General features: G+C 71.2%; 14 protein-coding genes. 10 read left to right on the top strand and 4 right to left on the bottom strand.

Annotated features, from left to right (window positions below; translation table 11 throughout):
* Positions 1 to 26: 26 nt before the first annotated feature.
* From KWI83_RS26055 to KWI83_RS26045, 3 genes are all read right to left on the bottom strand, one after another.
* Entirely contained in the window at positions 27 to 1,037 is a 1,011-nt protein-coding gene (locus tag KWI83_RS26055; protein WP_218516814.1) for a LacI family DNA-binding transcriptional regulator, read from the bottom strand.
* Positions 1,037 to 3,286, bottom strand: a complete 2,250-nt coding sequence (gene yicI, locus KWI83_RS26050) for an alpha-xylosidase (protein WP_218516813.1) — start codon at positions 3,284 to 3,286, stop codon at positions 1,037 to 1,039. The genes KWI83_RS26055 and yicI overlap by 1 nt, the downstream gene beginning before the upstream one ends.
* Before the next feature lie 83 nt (positions 3,287 to 3,369).
* The gene (locus KWI83_RS26045; protein ID WP_218516812.1) at positions 3,370 to 4,617 is read right to left on the bottom strand and encodes an MFS transporter; all 1,248 of its coding nucleotides are present in this window, start codon (positions 4,615 to 4,617) and stop codon (positions 3,370 to 3,372) included.
* 83 nt (positions 4,618 to 4,700) lie between these two features.
* On the opposite strand from KWI83_RS26045, the gene KWI83_RS26040 reads away from it, so the two are divergent.
* The 10 genes from KWI83_RS26040 to KWI83_RS25995 all read left to right on the top strand — a co-directional run bounded on the left by KWI83_RS26040 (position 4,701) and on the right by KWI83_RS25995 (position 16,824).
* Complete coding sequence (locus tag KWI83_RS26040; RefSeq protein WP_218516811.1) at positions 4,701 to 5,666, top strand: LysR family transcriptional regulator; 966 nt, start codon at positions 4,701 to 4,703, stop codon at positions 5,664 to 5,666.
* 83 nt (positions 5,667 to 5,749) lie between these two features.
* Positions 5,750 to 6,394, top strand: a complete 645-nt coding sequence (locus KWI83_RS26035; protein WP_218516810.1) for a hypothetical protein — start codon at positions 5,750 to 5,752, stop codon at positions 6,392 to 6,394.
* Between the two features lie 155 nt (positions 6,395 to 6,549).
* Positions 6,550 to 7,935 (top strand): NarK/NasA family nitrate transporter, encoded by a 1,386-nt coding sequence (locus tag KWI83_RS26030; RefSeq protein WP_218516809.1) that lies wholly within the window; start codon positions 6,550 to 6,552, stop codon positions 7,933 to 7,935.
* 103 nt (positions 7,936 to 8,038) lie between these two features.
* Positions 8,039 to 9,211 carry a uroporphyrinogen-III synthase gene (locus tag KWI83_RS26025; protein ID WP_218516808.1) on the top strand — a complete coding sequence of 391 codons (1,173 nt, stop codon included), beginning with the start codon at positions 8,039 to 8,041 and terminating at the stop codon, positions 9,209 to 9,211.
* A 495-nt stretch (positions 9,212 to 9,706) separates the two neighbouring features.
* Positions 9,707 to 10,300, top strand: coding sequence for an ABATE domain-containing protein (locus tag KWI83_RS26020; RefSeq protein ID WP_218516807.1), 594 nt, complete (start codon positions 9,707 to 9,709; stop codon positions 10,298 to 10,300).
* 267 nt (positions 10,301 to 10,567) lie between these two features.
* Entirely contained in the window at positions 10,568 to 11,152 is a 585-nt protein-coding gene (locus KWI83_RS26015) for a sigma-70 family RNA polymerase sigma factor (RefSeq protein WP_079071569.1), read from the top strand.
* Between the two features lie 50 nt (positions 11,153 to 11,202).
* Positions 11,203 to 11,967 (top strand): anti-sigma factor, encoded by a 765-nt coding sequence (locus tag KWI83_RS26010; protein WP_218516806.1) that lies wholly within the window; start codon positions 11,203 to 11,205, stop codon positions 11,965 to 11,967.
* Positions 11,968 to 12,087: 120 nt separating this feature from the next.
* Complete coding sequence (locus KWI83_RS26005) at positions 12,088 to 14,394, top strand: UvrD-helicase domain-containing protein (RefSeq protein WP_218516805.1); 2,307 nt, start codon at positions 12,088 to 12,090, stop codon at positions 14,392 to 14,394.
* A gap of 365 nt (positions 14,395 to 14,759) precedes the next feature.
* Complete coding sequence (locus KWI83_RS26000) at positions 14,760 to 16,193, top strand: NAD-dependent malic enzyme (RefSeq protein ID WP_218516804.1); 1,434 nt, start codon at positions 14,760 to 14,762, stop codon at positions 16,191 to 16,193.
* Positions 16,194 to 16,542: 349 nt separating this feature from the next.
* Complete coding sequence (locus tag KWI83_RS25995; RefSeq protein ID WP_218516803.1) at positions 16,543 to 16,824, top strand: HU family DNA-binding protein; 282 nt, start codon at positions 16,543 to 16,545, stop codon at positions 16,822 to 16,824.
* A gap of 110 nt (positions 16,825 to 16,934) precedes the next feature.
* Here KWI83_RS25995 and murA read toward each other — a convergent pair whose 3' ends face one another.
* Positions 16,935 to 18,275, bottom strand: a complete 1,341-nt coding sequence (murA, locus tag KWI83_RS25990; protein ID WP_218516802.1) for a UDP-N-acetylglucosamine 1-carboxyvinyltransferase — start codon at positions 18,273 to 18,275, stop codon at positions 16,935 to 16,937.
* Positions 18,276 to 18,357 lie beyond the last annotated feature (82 nt).

Here is an 18,357-nt window from a genome sequence, read left to right as displayed (position 1 = left end):
CCCCTCCATATCGAGAGGTTCACGATTCACGCAACCGACCGCCGCCCCGTACTTCCCCGGTCCGTCATCCTCGGCGCCAGCAACGTCGCCTCCGGCACACCCTTCCCGTCCAGCTTCCGCATCAGCAGTTCCACCGCACGCGAGCCCACCTCGGTGGACGGCAGGGCGACCGACGTGACCGGTACGCGCAGGGACTCGGCCAGCTCGTCGGGGCAGATCGCGGTGATGGACAGGTCGCCCGGCACGCGCAGGCCCAACTGCTCGAAGGCGTCGGTCAGTGACTCCAGGATCGCCTCGTTGTGGACGACGACCCCCGTCAATCCCGGTTGCTCCCGCAGCAGTTGCTCGGCGACCGCGCGGGCCGCCGCCGGGGACGCCTCGCACGGACGCACCGCCGACGACAGCCGGTGCCGGTCGGCCGCCGCCGTGAACCCCTGCACCACCCGCTGGGCGAACGCCGTCTGCCGCACGTACACCTCCGGCGGCGAGCCGACCAGCGCCACCACCCGGTGCCCCAGCCCCGCCAGATGCTCCACGCAGGCTTCACCCGCCGCCTTGAAGTCCAGGTCGATGCAGGTCAGGCCGGCCGCTTCGGCCGGGAAGCCGATCAGGACGGACGGGCGGTCCAGGGAGCGCAGCAACGGCAGCCGGGGGTCGTGGAGTTGGACGTCCATCACGATCAGCGCGTCCACCAACGCCGTGTCCGCGACCCTTCGCAGGCCCTCCTCGCCCTCCTCCTGGGTGAGGAGGAGTACGTCGTGGTCGTGGCGGCGTGCCGTGGTGACCACCGAGACGGCGAACTGCATCACCACCGGGACGTGGATGCCCGCCCGTAACGGCACCACCAGCGCCAGGACGTTCGACTTGCTGCTGGCCAGGGCGCGGGCACCGGCGTGCGGGCGGTAGCCGAGCGCGCGGATGGAGGCCTCGACCCGGCGCCGGGTCTCCTCCGAGATCGGGCGTTTGCCGCTGATCGCGTAGGACACCGTGCTGGGGGAGACACCGGCGTGCCGGGCCACGTCCGTGATCTTGACCATCAGTCCAGCTCCAGGGAGAGAAATCCGGTGCCCGCCCTCGCCCGCGCCACCCGTTCCCCGGCGGCCAGCGCCCACGGCGCCGACGGATCACCGCAGGATGCCCGCAGCACGTCCCCTTCCCGTACGACGGTGAAGGCCACGTCCCCGACGGTCACCGTCACCTGCGCGCCCCGCCGCGGCCCGTACGCCCGCAGCGTCACCCCGTCGGCGTGCGGATAGTCGGGCCGGTCGTCCACCGCGCCCACCGGGATCACCGCCCCCGGCCGCACCAGCAGGGGCAGGCTCAGGAAACCGTGCCGCTCCCGCACCCACCGCGGCCCGGTCACCGTCTCCCCGCTCAGAAAGTGCGTCCACGTCCCCTCGGGCACGTAGTACGTCACGTCCCCCTCGTCGCTGAACACCGGCGCCACCAGCAGATCCGGCCCGAGCATGTACTGCCGCTCCAGGAACGCGCACCCCGGATCGTCCGGGAACTCCAGCACCATCGCCCGCATCACCGGCACCCCCTCGGTGTGGGCGGCGCGGGCGGCCTCGTAGAGATAGGGCATGAGGCGGAGCTTCAGCCGGGTGAAATGCCGGGCCACCGCCACCGACTCCTCGTCGAACAGCCACGGCACCCGGTAGGAGGAACTGCCGTGCAGCCTGCTGTGCGACGACAGCAGGCCGAAGGCCAGCCACCGCTTGAACAGGGCCGGGGTCGGCGTGCCCTCGAAGCCGCCGATGTCATGGCTCCAGTAGCCGAACCCGGACATCCCCAGCGACAGCCCGCCCCGCATCGACTCCGCCATCGCCTCGTACGTCGACTCGCAGTCCCCGCCCCAGTGCACGGGGAACTTCTGGCTGCCCGTGGTCGCCGACCGGGCGAAGACGACGGCCTCCTGCTCGCCGCGGTGCCCTCGCAGCACGTCGAAGACCGTGCGGTTGTAGAGGTATGTGTAGGAGTTGTGCATGCGCTCCGGGTCGGAGCCGTCGGACCAGGCCACGTCCACCGGGACCCGTTCGCCGAAGTCGGTCTTGAAGCAGTCCACACCCTGCGCGAGCAGCGCCTCCAGCTTCGCGGCGTACCAGTCGCGGGCGGCCGGGCTGGTGAAGTCGACGAGAGCCATGCCCGGTTGCCAGAGGTCCCACTGCCAGACGCTGCCGTCGGGCCTGCGCAGCAGATGCCCGAGTGCCTTGCCCTCGGCGAAGAGGGGCGAGCGCTGGGCGATGTACGGGTTGATCCAGACGCAGACGTGCAGGCCTCTTTCATGAAGCCTCTTCAGCATCCCCTCCGGGTCCGGGAACACCCTCGGGTCCCACTGGAAGTCGCACCAGTTGAACTCGCGCATCCAGAAGCAGTCGAAGTGGAAGACGGACAGCGGGATCTCGCGCTCCCGCATGCCCTCGATGAACGAGGTGACCGTCTCCTCGTCGTAGGACGTGGTGAACGACGTCGACAGCCACAGGCCGAACGACCAGGCGGGCGGAAGGGCCGGGCGGCCGGTGAGGGCCGTGTACTTGCGGAGGATCTCCTTGGGAGTGGGGCCGTGGATGACGTAGTACGTCAACCGCTGCGCCGCCACGCTGAACTGCACCCGCGAGACGGCCTCCGAGCCGACCTCGAAGGAGACCTTGCCCGGGTGGTCGACGAAGACGCCGTAGCCCGCGTCCGTCAGATAGAAGGGGACGTTCTTGTAGGCCTGCTCCGTCGCCGTGCCGCCGTCGGCGTTCCAGATGTCGACGACCTGGCCGTTCTTGACCAGCGGGCCGAAGCGTTCGCCGAGGCCGTAGACGTGGGTGCCGACGCCGAGGCCGAGCTGTTCGCGCAGATAGTGGGCGCCGGTGGCGTCCCGCATGATGCCGATGCCCTTGGGGCCGCTGGTGGTGAGGGTGCGGCCGTGGGCGAGGAAGTCGACCCGCCAGGGGCCGGTGCGGGTGATGCGGACGGACAGCTCGCCGGAGGTCAGGGTCGCGTGGCCGTCGTCGTACGACACCTGCGGCGTGAAGGACTCCGTCGTCACCTCGAACTCCGGTCCCCGCGGCTGCTCGCCCTCGAAGTGGGTGAGCGTGACGCCGATGACGCCCGGCATCGGCGCGTGCGCGTTGATCGTCACGACCGGTCCTTTCAGCAGGTCGCCGCGGTGGCGGACGGGCTGGGTCGGCGCGTGGATCTCCAGCGCGCCGTCGGTGGCGGTCACGTCGAGGACCTGGACCGGGTGCGCCGCGGTGACGCCCTCGCGCAGCAGCCAGTAGCCGTCGGTGAACTTCAAGCCCGGACCCCTTACTCGAACTGGTTCGATGCGGGATGTCGAAGCGCTTCGACGGCCGAAGATAGGGGCGGCCCCCAAGGGCGTCAATCGGTCGGGCGAGTTTCAGTGAAGCGGTTCGACGGCCCGAACGGCCTGAGGGCGATGGGCAGGACAGCGATCAGCAGGGCGGACCCCGCCGCCACGACCGGCACCCCGTATCCCGCCGTCACCGACAGTTGCTCCACCGTCCAGCCGCCGAGTGCGCTGCCGCCCGCGATGCCACCGAGGAGAGCGGTCACGGCGAGGGTCATGCCCTCGTTGAGGCGGTCGGCGGGGGTGCGGTGCTGGACGAGCGCCATGGCGGTGACCATCGTCGGGGCGGTCGCCATCCCGGCCAGGAGGAGGGCGGGGGCGAGGGCGAGGAGGGAGGAGGTGACGGTGACGGCGGCGAGGGGGAGGGCCAGCAGGGCGGCCATGGCGGCCACGCACCAGGGGAGGCGGCGGTCGGCCGGTCTGCGGGGCCTCAGCGTGCCGAAGAGCAGACCGGCCGCGCAGGAGCCCGCCGCCTGGAGGCCGAGCAGGACGCCCCCCGCCGTGCGGTGGCCCTGTGCGTCCGCGAACGCGATCGTCACCACCTCCATCGCGCCGAACACCGCGCCCGTGGCCAGGAACACCGCCAGCAGCCACGGCATGCCCGGGGAGCGCAGCGGCGAGCGGGCCTTCGTGCGGGGCGCGACGGGCGGCTCCGTGGCGCGCTGGGCGGTGAACAGGAACATGCCGGTGAGCAGCAGGACGCCCCCGACCAGCGTGCCCGCCTCCGGGAAGAACGTCCCGCAGAGGAAGGCCGCGAGCACCGGGCCCAGCATGAAGCACAGCTCGTCGGCGGCCTGCTCGAAGGAGTTGGCGGTGTGCAGGGCGTCGGGGTCGCCCTGGAGGAGGTGGGCCCAGCGGGCGCGGGACATGCCGCCGATGTTGGGGGTCGTGGCGGTGGCGGCGTATGCGGCGAAGAGGGTCCAGTCCGGGGCGTCGTAGTGCAGGCAGAGGAGCAGGGCCAGGCCGCCCAGCGCGGCGCACAGTGTGGCGGGGACGGCGATCCGGGCCTGGCCGTGGCGGTCGACGAGGCGGGCGGTCCAGGGGGCGACCAGTGCGGTCGCGGCGAGACCGGTCGCGGTGACGGCACCGGCGAGGGCGTACGAGCCGCGGGAGCCGGCGATCATCACGACCGCGCTCACGCCGAACATGCCCATGGGGAGGCGGGCGATGAGGTTTCCGAGCGTGAAGGCCCGGGTGCCGGGGTGGGTGAACAGGCGGCGGTAAGGGGTGTGTTGGACCCCCGTGGCGGATTGCGGCATGCGGCAACCGTCGCCCGTGGCCGATCAAGGGGTCCAACACCTTCTGCGCGGGGATTCACGCACCTCTGTTGTACGTTCCCGCCATGCCCGCTCCCGCCCACCTCGACCCCCGTCTCCTGCGCGCCTTCGTCACCGTCGCCGAGGAGCTGCACTTCACCCGCGCCGCGGCCCGGCTGTACGTCGCCCAGCAGGCGCTGAGCAGGGACGTACGGCGGCTGGAGCGGGAGCTGGGCGCCGAACTGTTCGTCCGGACGACCCGGCAGGTGACGCTGACGGCGGACGGGGAGCGGCTGGTGCCGTACGCCCGTCGGGTGCTCGCGGCGCAGGAGGAACTGCTCGCGGCCTTCGGCCAGGTCAGGCCCCTGCTCGTCGACCTGAACTCACCCGGCCTCGGCACTCCGCGCCGGGTGCTGCACCGAGCCCGCGAACTCGCCCCCGAGTACGAGCTGATGGCCCGCTACGAGAGCGGGCTCACGGGCGCGGCGGCGGAGCTGCTGGCGGGGCGGATCGACGCGTCGTTCGGACGGTTCGCGGGGCTGGATCCGGCGCTGCGGCGGCAGTTGGCGCACCGGATCGTCCGCTACGAGCCGATGGCGATCGTGCTGCCGGAGGACCATCCGCTGGCGGCGCTGGCGGAGGTGCCGCTGGCCGCGCTGGCGGGGCAGACCGTGTACGCCGGGGCCGGGAATCCGCGGACGCCGGAGTGGACCGATCTCGCCGGGCGGCTGTTCGAGGGGCGCGGGATCGAGATCGCGGCGCCCTCGCCGCTTGCGGTGGGGGACGAGGAGTTCCAGCGCGTGATGGCCAGGACACGGTGTCCGGTCCTCGCCGTGGTGGACTTCCCGGCCATGCCCGGGGCGGTACGGCGGCGGCTGGTGGACCCCGTTCCGTTGTCGCCCGTGTCGCTGGTGTGGCGGAAGGGGGCGGCGCATCCGGCGCTGGATGTGCTGCGGCGGGCGGCCTGCGAGGTCGGGCGGGAGGAGGGGTGGCTGCGGGTGCCGGACGGGGGATGGATGCCGGAGGCGGACAGGGCCGCGCGCGGCGACTGAGGCACCGGCGGCTTCGGGGGCTGACCGGTCCGTGACAGACTGCCCGCGCGTTGCCCAGGTGAACAGAGTGATCGGGGGCTCCGATGAACAAGCGCCAGGTGCAGAACATGCTGCTGCTGATGGCGAGCGGAGGGCCCGTCGAGCTCACCTGTCCCATGGCGTCCGCGAAGAAGCTCGCGCGGCTCGCCTTCTTCGCCCAGCAGTTGGGGTACGAGTACGCCGATGTGCGGCTGGGCGGGGCGCGGAACACCGTGGTGATGCTGCTCGTGCCCGACCCCGGCCCCGTGGCACGCGCGCGGGCAGCGCAGACCTGGGCGCAGTACCCGAACGCCGGTGACGGCGTCTCCCTGCCGCCGGTCGTCCCCGACGCCCTCGAGCTGCTCAGGGCCCGGATCAAGTTCGACCTCACCGGCCGGCACTCCGAGAAGCAGCGGCTGGTGTACGCGGTGCTCGCCGTCGGCGTCGGCAGCCTGGTGGTCGGGCTGAACACCGGCGGCGAGAGCGCCTTCCTGGTCGCCGGGATGCTGTGGGGCTCGTGCCTGAGTCTGCTCGCCGTCGCCTTCACCCTGGGACGCCGGCGCAACGCCACGTACGCCGCCCGCCTGAAAGCCGCCGGGTTCACGCCGGTGACGGACGAGAACGGGCGGCTGCGGTATCTGCCGCCGGGTGCGCGGACGCCGGGGAACCCGTTCACGAGCGGGCCGTACGGTCGGTCCGCGCAGAGCTGACCGACCGGCGACCTCTCAGCCCACCCCCACCCGGGGTGAGAGCAAAGTTCCTTTCCGGTCACCCACCGCCACAGACCGGAAACGCGCCCTCCCTACCTTCGGGACTCAGCCACTGATGAGCAGCACCACCGAGCCCGGAGCACCGTGGAGGCGTCATGACAGCCCCGAGTACAGCCCCCGCATCCAGCAGCAGGGGAGGCCGCTGGATCGAGCACTGGGATCCCGAGGACGAGACCTTCTGGAAGGAGACCGGGGAGAAGGTCGCCCGCCGCAACCTGATCTTCTCCGTCCTCTCCGAGCACATCGGTTTCTCCATCTGGACCGTGTGGTCGGTGATGGTGCTGTTCATGGGCCCGGAGTACGGCCTGACCCCGGCCGACAAGTTCGTCCTGGTGTCGATGGCCACGCTGGTCGGCGCGATCGTCCGCGTCCCCTACACCTTCGCCGTCGCGATCTTCGGCGGGCGGAACTGGACGATCATCTCGGCGAGCCTGCTCCTCGTCCCCACCATCGCCGCGTTCGTCGTCATGGAGCCGGGGACCTCGTTCACCACCTTCCTGATCTGCGCGATGCTCACCGGGGTCGGCGGCGGCAACTTCGCCTCCTCCATGACCAACATCAACGCCTTCTTCCCGCTGCGGAAGAAGGGCTGGGCCCTCGGCCTGAACGCCGGCGGCGGCAACATCGGCGTGCCGGTGATGCAGCTCGTCGGGCTGGCCGTGATCGGGGCGAGTGGCGGGCCGCGGGTGCTCCTCGGGATCTACATCCCGCTGATCGTCGTGGCCGCCGTGCTGGCCGCGATGTACATGGACAACATCGCGTCGCTCAGGAACGACTCCGGCGCCGCCAAGGAGGCCGTGCGGGCCGGTCACACCTGGATCATGTCCTTCCTCTACATCGGCACCTTCGGCTCGTTCATCGGCTACAGCTTCGCCTTCGGGCTGGTGCTCCAGACCCAGTTCGGGCGTACGCCGCTGCAGGCCGCGTACGTCACCTTCATCGGCCCGCTGCTGGGCTCGCTGATCCGGCCGGTGGGCGGCGCGCTCGCCGACAAGTACGGCGGCGCGAAGATCACGCTGTGGAACTACGTCGCCATGGCCGCCGCCACCGGCGTGATCATCCTGGCGAGCATGCAGGAGTCGCTGCCGCTGTTCACGGTCGCCTTCATCGCGCTGTTCGTGCTGAGCGGCGTCGGCAACGGGTCGACGTACAAGATGATCCCCGGCATCTTCCAGAACAAGGCCCTGGCCATGGGGCTCGAAGGGGAGGCGGCCGCGGCCTACGGACGGCGGCTGTCCGGGGCGTCCATGGGGCTGATCGGCGCGGTGGGCGCGCTCGGCGGGCTCGGGATCAACCTGGCCTTCCGGCAGTCGTTCCTGAGCGTGGGCTCCGGCACCGGCGCGTTCGTCGCCTTCCTCGCCTTCTACGGCCTCTGCTTCGCGGTCACCTGGGCCGTATACCTTCGCCGCCCGGTCGGCCAGGTTCCGGCCACTGAGGCCACCACCGAGAAGAAGCCGCAGCTCAGCTACGCCGAGGTGTGACGTAACACCGTCGACATCAAGCCGAACCGAGCCTGTCACGAGCCGTTGACAGGCTCGGTCGGCATGTAGGTGCAACGACTCGAGTGCGGGACGAGAGTTAGTGATGGACGAGCGACAGCAGCGACCGGAACAAGCAGAGCAAGGGGCGGAGCACGGGCCCCTCGCCGGGTTCACCGTGGGCGTGACGGCGGCGCGCCGGGCCGATGAGCTCGGGGCGCTGCTCGGGCGGCGCGGTGCTGCCGTGCTGCACGCGCCCGCCCTGCGGATCGTGCCGCTCGCCGATGACAGCGAGCTGCTGGCCGCCACGAAGGAACTGCTCGACCGGGTGCCGGACGTGGTCGTGGCGACGACCGCGATCGGTTTCCGGGGATGGATCGAGGCCGCCGACGGGTGGGGGCTCGGCGAGGCGCTGCTCGACCGGCTGCGGGGTGTGGAGCTGCTCGCCCGTGGGCCGAAGGTGAAGGGCGCGGTCCGGGCCGCGGGGCTCACGGAGGAGTGGTCGCCGTCCTCCGAGTCGATGGCCGAGGTGCTCGACCGGCTGCTGGAGGAGGGCGTCGACGGGCGGCGGATCGCCGTACAGCTGCACGGTGAGCCGTTGCCCGGGTTCGTGGAGTCGCTCAGGGCGGGCGGCGCCGAGGTCGTCGGCGTGCCCGTCTACCGGTGGATGCCGCCGGAGGATCTCTCGCCCGTCGACCGGCTGCTGGACGCCACCGTCTCGCGCGGCGTCGACGCGCTCACCTTCACCAGCGCGCCCGCCGCCGCGTCGCTGCTGTCCCGGGCCGAGGAGCGGGGGCTGCTGGCGGAACTGCTCGCCGCCCTCAACCACGACGTGCTGCCGGCCTGCGTCGGCCCGGTCACCGCGCTGCCGTTGCAGGCCCGCGGCATCGACACCGTCCAGCCCGAACGCTTCCGGCTCGGCCCTCTCGTCCAGCTCCTGTGCCAGGAACTGCCCGCCCGGGCACGCGCGTTGCCCATCGCCGGGCACCGGGTGGAGATCCGCGGCCACGCGGTCCTGGTGGACGGCGAACTCAAACCCGTACCGCCCGCGGGCATGTCCCTCCTGCGCGCCCTCGCCCGCCGCCCCGGCTGGGTGGTCGCGCGCGCCGAGCTGCTGCGAGCGCTGCCCGGCGCAGGCCGCGACGAACACGCGGTGGAAACAGCGATGGCCCGTCTCCGGACGGCCCTGGGCGCCCCGAAGCTGATCCAGACGGTCGTCAAACGCGGCTACCGTCTGGCACTCGACCCAGCAGCGGACGCGAAGTACGCGGACGCCTGAGCACCGGCAGCGGGGGCACGCCTGTCCGGTCGGCGCGAGGTACGTGGACGGTCGGTGGGGTTGTCGAGCGGGGGTGCTGCGTCTGGGGGGCGCCTGCGCGCGGCCTTGGGGCGCCGAAGCTGATCCAGACGGTCGTCAAACGTGGCTGTCGCCCGGCTCTGGATCCGGCGGCCACCGACCGGGGAGGCGATGACCGCCGGTTGGCGCGGCTCCGGCCACGCCGCTGGGCACGCCCGCTGGTTCCGGCGTGGCTCGGGTGCGGCCGCCGGGCACGCCGAACGCCGGCGCACCTCACGCAGCCGCGCGCCCGTTGCCGGTGCGACCGCGGCAGGGTGGAGGGCCGTCGGTCGGAAGCAGCACCCATACGGCACGGGCACCCCTGCCGCCCGCGCGGTACGCGGCCTTCCGGTCGTCGGGTCGGGCGGGCACTGTGAGAGGGAACGGGCCTCAAGGCCTCGAAACCCCTCTCCGGTGACCCCGAGGCGGTGGCGCGGAATGGCATTGGGTACGGCTCCTGCCCCCTACGAGCTGCGGTTCGACGCCGGGCGGGTCTGTCTGGACCTGCTCGCGACCACCCACCCCACCGAACGGCTCGGCACCGTCGAGGTGTTGCGGGCCTGGATCACCGGCTCGGGACTCGTCCCGCCGGGCACCCCGCTCGCGCACGCCGACGGCTCCTGGCTGGTGGCGGTACGTGAAGTACGGGGGTGCGTCGGCCAGGTGGTGTACGGCCGACTGACGCCCACCACACCGTCGTACGACCGCGCGCTCGCCCGCGTCAACGAACTCGCCCGCGCCGCGCCCCCGGCGCCACGCGCCCGGCGCGGTCAGGACGGGACCCTGGTACGGGAGTTGGACGGGCCGCCGGAGTGCGCCGCGCTGCTCGGCGCGATCGCCCGGGACGCGGTGGAGTTGCTCACCGATCCCGTCGCGCGGGCGAGCCTGCGGCAGTGCGCGGGGGACAACTGCCCCATCGTGTACCTCGACACCTCCCGGGGACGGCGCAGGCGCTGGTGTTCCAGTGAGGTCTGCGGGAACCGGGAGCGGGTGGCCCGGCATCGACGGCGTGCCGCAGTCTCCCGCGCCTGACAGCCCGTTATGTACCTTGTGCGAAACCGTCGTTCCGCGTCGTCGAAGTGATTTCGACAACACGTCGTTTCAGACTTGGGGCCCCGTTTCGGTCGAGCGATCTTGCCAGTGTGGCGGAAATGTAAAGGTGACGCGGGGGGATTGTGCATCCATGTCCCTCTCGTCACGTCACCTCGAAGAAAACCGCCACCTCACTTTGAACACTCAACGCCCCCTGTCCGTACCCCGTGTCGAGCGACCGACTGGGGGAACCCCCGGACACCGGAGGTGGGCGTGCGCAAGGATGCGGCCGTGGCCAATGAACGTGGAACGAGGGCCCGACATCGCATGTCCTCACAGCCCTCGGAACCTGACGAGGAGCTGATGCGTGCGCTGTACCGGGAGCATGCCGGGCCTCTGCTCGCGTATGTCCTGCGCCTGGTCGCCGGAGACCGGCAGCGTGCCGAGGACGTCGTGCAGGAGACGCTCATCCGTGCCTGGAAGAACGCCGGTCAGCTCAACCGAGCGACCGGATCGGTACGCCCCTGGCTGGTGACGGTCGCCCGGCGCATCGTCATCGACGGCCACCGCAGCCGGCAGGCCCGGCCGCAGGAGGTCGACCCGTCGCCGCTGGAGGTCATCCCCGCGGAGGACGAGATCGACAAGGCGCTGTGGCTGATGACGCTGTCGGACGCGCTCGACGACCTGACCCCGGCCCACCGGGAGGTGCTCGTCGAGACGTACTTCAAGGGGCGTACCGTCAACGAGGCGGCAGAGACCCTGGGCATACCGAGTGGCACCGTGCGTTCCCGGGTGTTCTACGCCCTGCGTTCGATGAAGCTGGCACTGGAGGAGCGGGGGGTGACGGCGTGATGAACACATACGGGGGATACGGAGCGGGGGGTCCGGGTATGTCTGGCCCCATGCAGGGATCAACGGGCCCGAACGAACACGAGACCGTCGGCGCCTACGCCCTCGGCATCCTCGACGACGCCGAAGCAACCGCTTTCGAGGCCCATCTCGCGACCTGCGAGTGGTGCGCCCAGCAGCTCGACGAGCTCGCCGGGATGGAACCGATGCTGGCCGCGCTCGCCGACCTGCCCGGCACCGGCACACCCGCGATCGGCGAGTCGCTGTCCGCCAAGCCGAGCCCGCGGCTGGCCGAGAAGCTGGTCGACGAGGTCGCCGAACGCCGCGCCCAGAAGCGCCGCCGCAGCATGTACATGGTCGCCGCCGCGGCCGCGCTGATCGTCGGCGGCCCGCTGGTCTCCGTCGCGGCGACCGGCGGCGAGGACTCCGGCGGCAACCGGCCGCTGCAGGCGTCCAGCCCGGCCCAGGAGGCGTTCCAGAACATGCCGGACCGGGTCACGGCGACCGACCCCGAGACCGAGGTCAGCGCCACCGTGGCCATGCAGGAGAAGGCCTGGGGCACCGACGCGGTCCTGGAGCTGAAGAACGTCAAGGGCCCCGAGAAGTGCTCGCTGATCGCCGTGGGCAAGAACGGCGAGCGGGAGACGCTCAGCAACTGGTCCGTGCCGAACTGGGGCTACGGCGTGCCGAACGCCACCACGGAGCAGGGCAAGAACCCGCTCTACATCCAGGGCGGCGCCGCCTTCTCCCCGAACGAGATCGACCACTTCGAGGTCATGACCTTCGACGGGGAGCTGCTGGTGGAGATCGACGCCTGAGCGAGCGGTGACGACACGGGCCTCGGGTCCCTGAGGAACGGACCCGAGGCTCATGCGTAGCCTTCAGGGGTCCCCTTCGCGTACGGTGGACGGCTGCCCAGCACGTCAGAAGGGGGCCCGGTGGCCGCACAGGCTCAACAGGAAACCGCGCTCGACCCCGCCCGGGACTCCGTACGCGACCGAGAGATCGGCGTGGAGCAGGAGCACCTGGACCGGGTGTACCGCCGCCTGGAGGAGAAGATCCACGAGGCGGAGTTCCTCATGCGCGACGCGGCCCAGCGCGGCCAGGTCGGCACCCCCGGCGCGCTCGCCGAGCGCGACGCGCAGGTGTTCCGGGCGGGTGTGCACCTGAACCGGCTGAACAACGAGTTCGAGGACTTCCTCTTCGGCCGCATCGACCTGCTGCGCGGCAAGGACGGCAAGAAGGGCCCGGACGGCGCCTACACCGCCGTGGAGCCCGCGGAAGGTGCCGTGCGGCCGGACAACACGGCCGACATCGCCGAGACCCTGCACATCGGCCGCATCGGCGTACTGGACGAGGACTACGCGCCGCTGGTCATCGACTGGCGGGCGCCCGCGGCCGCCCCCTTCTACCGCTCCACGCCGGTCGACCCGGGCCGCGTCGTGCGCCGCCGGGTCATCCGCTCCAAGGGCCGTCGCGTCCTCGGCGTCGAGGACGACCTGATGCGTCCCGAGCTGAAGGCGTTCCTCGACGGCCACGAGCTGCCCGTGATCGGCGACGGTGCCCTGATGGCCGCCCTCGGGCAGGCCCGCACCCACACCATGCGGGACATCGTCGCCTCCATCCAGGCCGAGCAGGACCTGGTCATCCGCGCCCCCGCCGCCTCCGTGACGTACGTCGAGGGCGGCCCCGGCACCGGCAAGACCGCCGTCGCCCTGCACCGGGCGGCGTACCTGCTCTACCAGGACCGGCGCCGGTACGCGGGCGGCATCCTGATCGTCTCGCCGACCCCCCTGCTGGTGGCGTACACCGAGGGCGTGCTGCCCTCGCTGGGGGAGGAGGGCCAGGTCGCCATCCGGGCGATCGGCTCACTCGCCGTGGACGCCGTCGGCGCCGAGGCCACGCTGTACGACTCGCCGTCCGTGGCCCGCGCCAAGGGCTCGTACCGCATGCTCAAGGTGCTGCGGAAGGCCGCCCGCGGAGCGCTGGAGCTGAACGATTCACCACAGCGTCTGCGGGTCGTGGCCTTCGGCCGGCGTCTCGAACTTCAAGGCGAGGAGCTGGAGCGGATCCGGCGCACCGTGCTGGGCGGCACGGCCCCGGTCAACCTGCTGCGCCCACGTGCCCGCAAGCTGCTGCTGGACGCCCTGTGGGAGCGGTCCGGCGCGGCCGGCCGGCACGCGGACCCGGAGCTGGCCGCCGAGCTGCGGTCGTCGTTCGACGAGGACATCACCTCCGAGGACGACTTCATCGCGTTCCTCGACGCCTGGTGGCCGGAGCTGACCCCGCGGGCGGTCCTCACGGCCATGGCCGACGAGCGGCGGCTCGGCCGCTGGGCCCGGCGGATCCTGAACCCGGGCGAGGTGCGCAAGGTCGCCCGCTCGCTGAAGCGGGACGGTTGCTCCGTGCACGACATCGCCCTGCTCGACGAGCTCCAGGCGATCCTCGGCGCCCCGGCCCGCCCGAAGAAGAAGCGCGAGCTCGACCCGCTCGACCAGCTCACCGGCCTGGAGGAGCTGATGCCGGTGCGCGAGGAGTCGCAGCGGGAGCGGGCCGAGCGGCTGGCGCAGGAGCGCGTCGAGTACGCGCACGTCATCGTCGACGAGGCCCAGGACGTCACGCCGATGCAGTGGCGCATGATCGGCCGCCGCGGCCGGCACGCCACCTGGACGATCGTCGGCGACCCGGCCCAGTCGTCCTGGTCCGACCCGGACGAGGCGGCCGAGGCCCGCGACGAGGCCCTGGGCACGCGTCCGCGGCGCCGCTTCCGCCTCACCGTGAACTACCGCAACCCGGCCGAGATCGCCGAGCTGGCGTCCAAGGTGCTGACCCTGGCGATGCCCGGCTCCGAGTCCCCGACGGCGGTACGCTCCACCGGGGTCAAGCCCCGCTTCACCGTCGTACGGGAGTCCCTGGGACAGACCGTGCGCGAGGAGGCGGCCCGGCTGCTGGACCGTGTCGACGGCACGGTCGGCGTCGTCGTGGCCATGAACCGGCGCGAGGAGGCCCGCCGCTGGCTGGCCGGGCTCGGCGACCGGGTGGTGGCGCTCGGCAGCCTGGAGGCCAAGGGCCTGGAGTACGACGCGACGGTCGTCGTCTCGCCCGCGGAGATCGCCGACGAGTCGCCCGCCGGACTGCGTGTGCTGTACGTCGCGCTGACCCGGGCCACCCAGCAGCTGACGGTGGTCTCCGGGGAGCGGGACGTGCCGGACGCGGCCGGGGTGCCGGATCTCCTGCGGGACTGACCTCCGGTACGGGAATGGCCTTACGGGATCGGTTTGTTAGCCTGGGTGTGGCACCGGCCCGATCCAAGCCCCCGGGCCCAACCTTCGTCGCTTCGAGCGACCACTTGCCGCGAGGCGAGCATGGCGGGTCGGTGTCACTGAACGAGAGAGGCCCACGTCCGATGTGACGTGGGCCTCTTTTCATGCCTGATCGTCTCTCGTATGGTGGAAGATGTTTTCCGAAACCGCCCCACCTATCGCGAACCGCGGCCGTGCGCCTGTGAACTAAATGAGCGCAATCCAGGTCGGCTACCGCGTACTCAGCGGTAGGTGCGACGATCGGACGGCATAAATCGGCGACAGCGTGAAAGCAGAGGAAGTCGGCCATGGCAACGGCGCCCAGCGTCTCCTACTCGATGACCATCCGGTTGGAGGTGCCCGCGAGCGGAACCGCCGTCTCGCAGCTCACCACCGCGGTGGAATCCTCCGGAGGCTCGGTGACCGGCCTCGACGTCACCGCGTCCGGACACGAGAAACTCCGGATCGACGTCACCATCGCGGCCAGCTCCACCGCGCACGCCGACCAGATCGTCCAGCAGCTGCGCGGCATCGAGGGCGTCACGCTGGGCAAGGTCTCGGACCGTACGTTCCTGATGCACCTCGGCGGCAAGATCGAGATGGCGTCGAAGCACCCCATCCGCAACCGTGACGACCTCTCCATGGTCTACACGCCGGGCGTGGCCCGGGTCTGCATGGCCATCGCCGAGAACCCCGAGGACGCCCGCCGCCTCACCATCAAGCGCAACTCCGTTGCGGTCGTGACGGACGGCTCCGCCGTGCTGGGCCTCGGCAACATCGGCCCGAAGGCCGCGCTGCCCGTGATGGAGGGCAAGGCGGCCCTCTTCAAGCGGTTCGCCGGTATCGACGCCTGGCCGATCTGCCTCGACACCCAGGACACCGACGCGATCGTCGAGATCGTCAAGGCGATCGCCCCGGGCTTCGCCGGTATCAACCTGGAGGACATCTCCGCCCCCCGCTGCTTCGAGATCGAGGCACGGCTGCGCGAGGCCCTCGACATCCCCGTCTTCCACGACGACCAGCACGGCACGGCGATCGTGGTGCTGGCCGCGCTGACCAACGCACTTCGCGTGGCCAACAAGGCGATTGACGACATCCGCGTCGTCATGTCGGGCGCGGGCGCGGCCGGTACGGCGATCCTGAAGCTGCTCATCGCCGCCGGTGTGAAGCACGCCGTCGTCGCCGACATCCACGGTGTCGTGCACGCCGACCGCAAGGACCTGGTCGCCGCCGCCCCGGACTCGCCGCTGCGCTGGATCGCCGACAACACCAACCCCGAGGGGATCACGGGCACCCTCAAGGAGGCCGTGCGCGGCGCGGACGTCTTCATCGGCGTCTCCGCTCCGAACGTGCTCGACGGTGACGACGTGGCGGCCATGGCCGACGACGCGATCGTGTTCGCGCTCGCGAATCCCGACCCCGAGGTCGACCCGGCAATCGCCCGCCTGACGGCGGCAGTTGTGGCCACCGGCCGCTCCGACTTCCCGAACCAGATCAACAACGTGCTGGTCTTCCCGGGCGTCTTCCGCGGTCTGCTGGACGCGCAGTCCCGTACGGTCAACACCGAGATGATGCTCGCGGCCGCGAAGGCGCTGGCGGACGTCGTCACCGAGGACGAGCTCAACCCGAACTACATCGTCCCGAGCGTGTTCAACGACAAGGTCGCGGGCGCGGTCGCGGGTGCGGTACGGGAGGCCGCGAAGGCGGCCGGGGTGGCGCCGGACAACTCGTCCAGCCTCTGATCCCGAGGATCATCGCGGCGGGCTGTGAGGATCACCACGACCGCGCTGATCACCGGCGCGTCGCGGAACGTCGTACCCTTGGCCGCCATCTAGGGTGGGCCGCCGGACAGGCCCAGTCAGTGGCGCTTTTCGTGTGACTCCCAAGGGTGTTCTCACGACTCCTGCGGGTGCCGGATTGGCATTCCCGCCGCAGGTGGGGGCAGGATGCGTCCCTGGGCGCGAGCATCCGACGACGGACCCGGGTCCGGGGACTGTCCGAGGACCCTGGCAGCATCGGCTTCGCTGTGCCCGATATGCGGCTCCGCCGCGTGGCACGCCTCAATGGCAAGAAGAACACGGGAGTAACAACATGAACCGCAGTGAGCTGGTGGCCGCGCTGGCCGACCGCGCCGAGGTGACCCGCAAGGACGCCGACGCCGTGCTGGCCGCGTTCGCCGACGTCGTCGGCGAGATCGTCTCCAAGGGGGACGAGAAGGTCACCATCCCCGGCTTCCTGACCTTCGAGCGCACCCACCGTGCCGCTCGTACCGCGCGTAACCCGCAGACCGGTGAGCCGATCCAGATCCCGGCCGGTTACAGCGTGAAGGTCTCCGCGGGCTCCAAGCTCAAGGAAGCGGCCAAGGGCAAGTAAGCGCTCCGCTGTGAGCGCCGTGCGCGCCCCGTGAGGGCGCCGCAGCGAACGCCGATGGGGCGGCCACCCGGACTCGGGTGGCCGCCCCATCGGCGTTCGCGTTCGGTGTGTCAGCCGAGGGCCTTGCCCGGCAGCTCCACCTTCGCGCCCAGCTCCACCAGCTTCTCCATGAAGTTCTCGTAGCCCCGGTTGATCAGGTCGATGCCGTGCACCCGGGACGTGCCCTGGGCGGCCAGGGCGGCGATGAGGTACGAGAAGCCGCCGCGCAGGTCGGGGATGACCAGGTCGGCGCCCTGGAGGCGGGTGGGGCCGCTCACGACCGCCGAGTGCAGGAAGTTGCGCTGGCCGAAGCGGCAGTTCGAGCCGCCGAGGCACTCGCGGTAGAGCTGGATGTGGGCGCCCATCTGGTTGAGCGCGGAGGTGAAGCCGAGCCGGGACTCGTAGACCGTCTCGTGGATGATGGACAGGCCCGTGGCCTGCGTGAGCGCGACGACCAGCGGCTGTTGCCAGTCCGTCTGGAAGCCCGGGTGGACGTCCGTTTCGAGGGCGATGGACTTCAACTGCCCGCCGTCGTGCCAGAAACGGATGCCCTCGTCGTCGATCTCGAAGGCCCCGCCCACCTTCCGGTAGGTGTTGAGGAACGTCATCATGGACCGCTGCTGGGCGCCACGGACGTAGATGTTGCCCTCGGTCGCGAGCGCCGCGGACGCCCAGGAGGCGGCCTCCAGCCGGTCCGGGACGGCGCGGTGGGTGTAGCCGCCGAGCTTGTCCACGCCGGTGATGCGGATCGTGCGGTCGGTGTCCATCGCGATGATGGCGCCCATCTTCTGCAGGACGCAGATCAGGTCCTCGATCTCCGGCTCCACGGCCGCGTTCGAGAGCTCGGTGACGCCTTCGGCGAGGACGGCCGTCAGCAGCACCTGCTCGGTCGCGCCGACGGACGGGTACGGCAGCCGGATCTTCGTGCCGCGCAGCCGCCGCGGCGCCTCCAGGTACTGCCCGTCCGCCCGCTTCTCGATCTTCGCGCCGAACTGCCGCAGCACCTCGAAGTGGAAGTCGATCGGCCGGCCGCCGATGTCGCAGCCACCGAGGCCGGGGATGAAGGCGTGGCCGAGGCGGTGGAGCAGGGGGCCGCAGAAGAGGATCGGGATACGGCTCGAACCCGCGTGGGCATCGATGTCAGCGACGTTCGCGCTCTCCACGTACGTCGGGTCCATCACCAACTCGCCCGGCTCCTCACCCGGACGCACCGTGACCCCGTGCAGCTGCAGCAGACCGCGCACGACGCGCACGTCACGGATGTCCGGCACGTTGCGCAGTCGACTTGGCGCGCTGCCCAGCAGAGCGGCGACCATGGCCTTCGGCACGAGGTTCTTCGCACCGCGGACACGGATCTCGCCCTCCAGCGGGGTTCCGCCGTGGACAAGCAGGACATCGTCGTTGACGGTCATGTATCTCGCGTTCCGATGAGTTGGGCAAGGGCCGGAGAGACAGAGTAATGGCCGCCGGCCCCCCTGAAGTAAGCCCAGGGAC

The organism is Streptomyces sp. TRM70350 (genome assembly GCF_019219825.1).
Taxonomy (GTDB): Bacteria; Actinomycetota; Actinomycetes; order Streptomycetales; family Streptomycetaceae; genus Streptomyces.
Note: the sequence above shows the minus strand (reverse complement) of the source record. Positions and strands in the feature narration are given on the sequence as shown.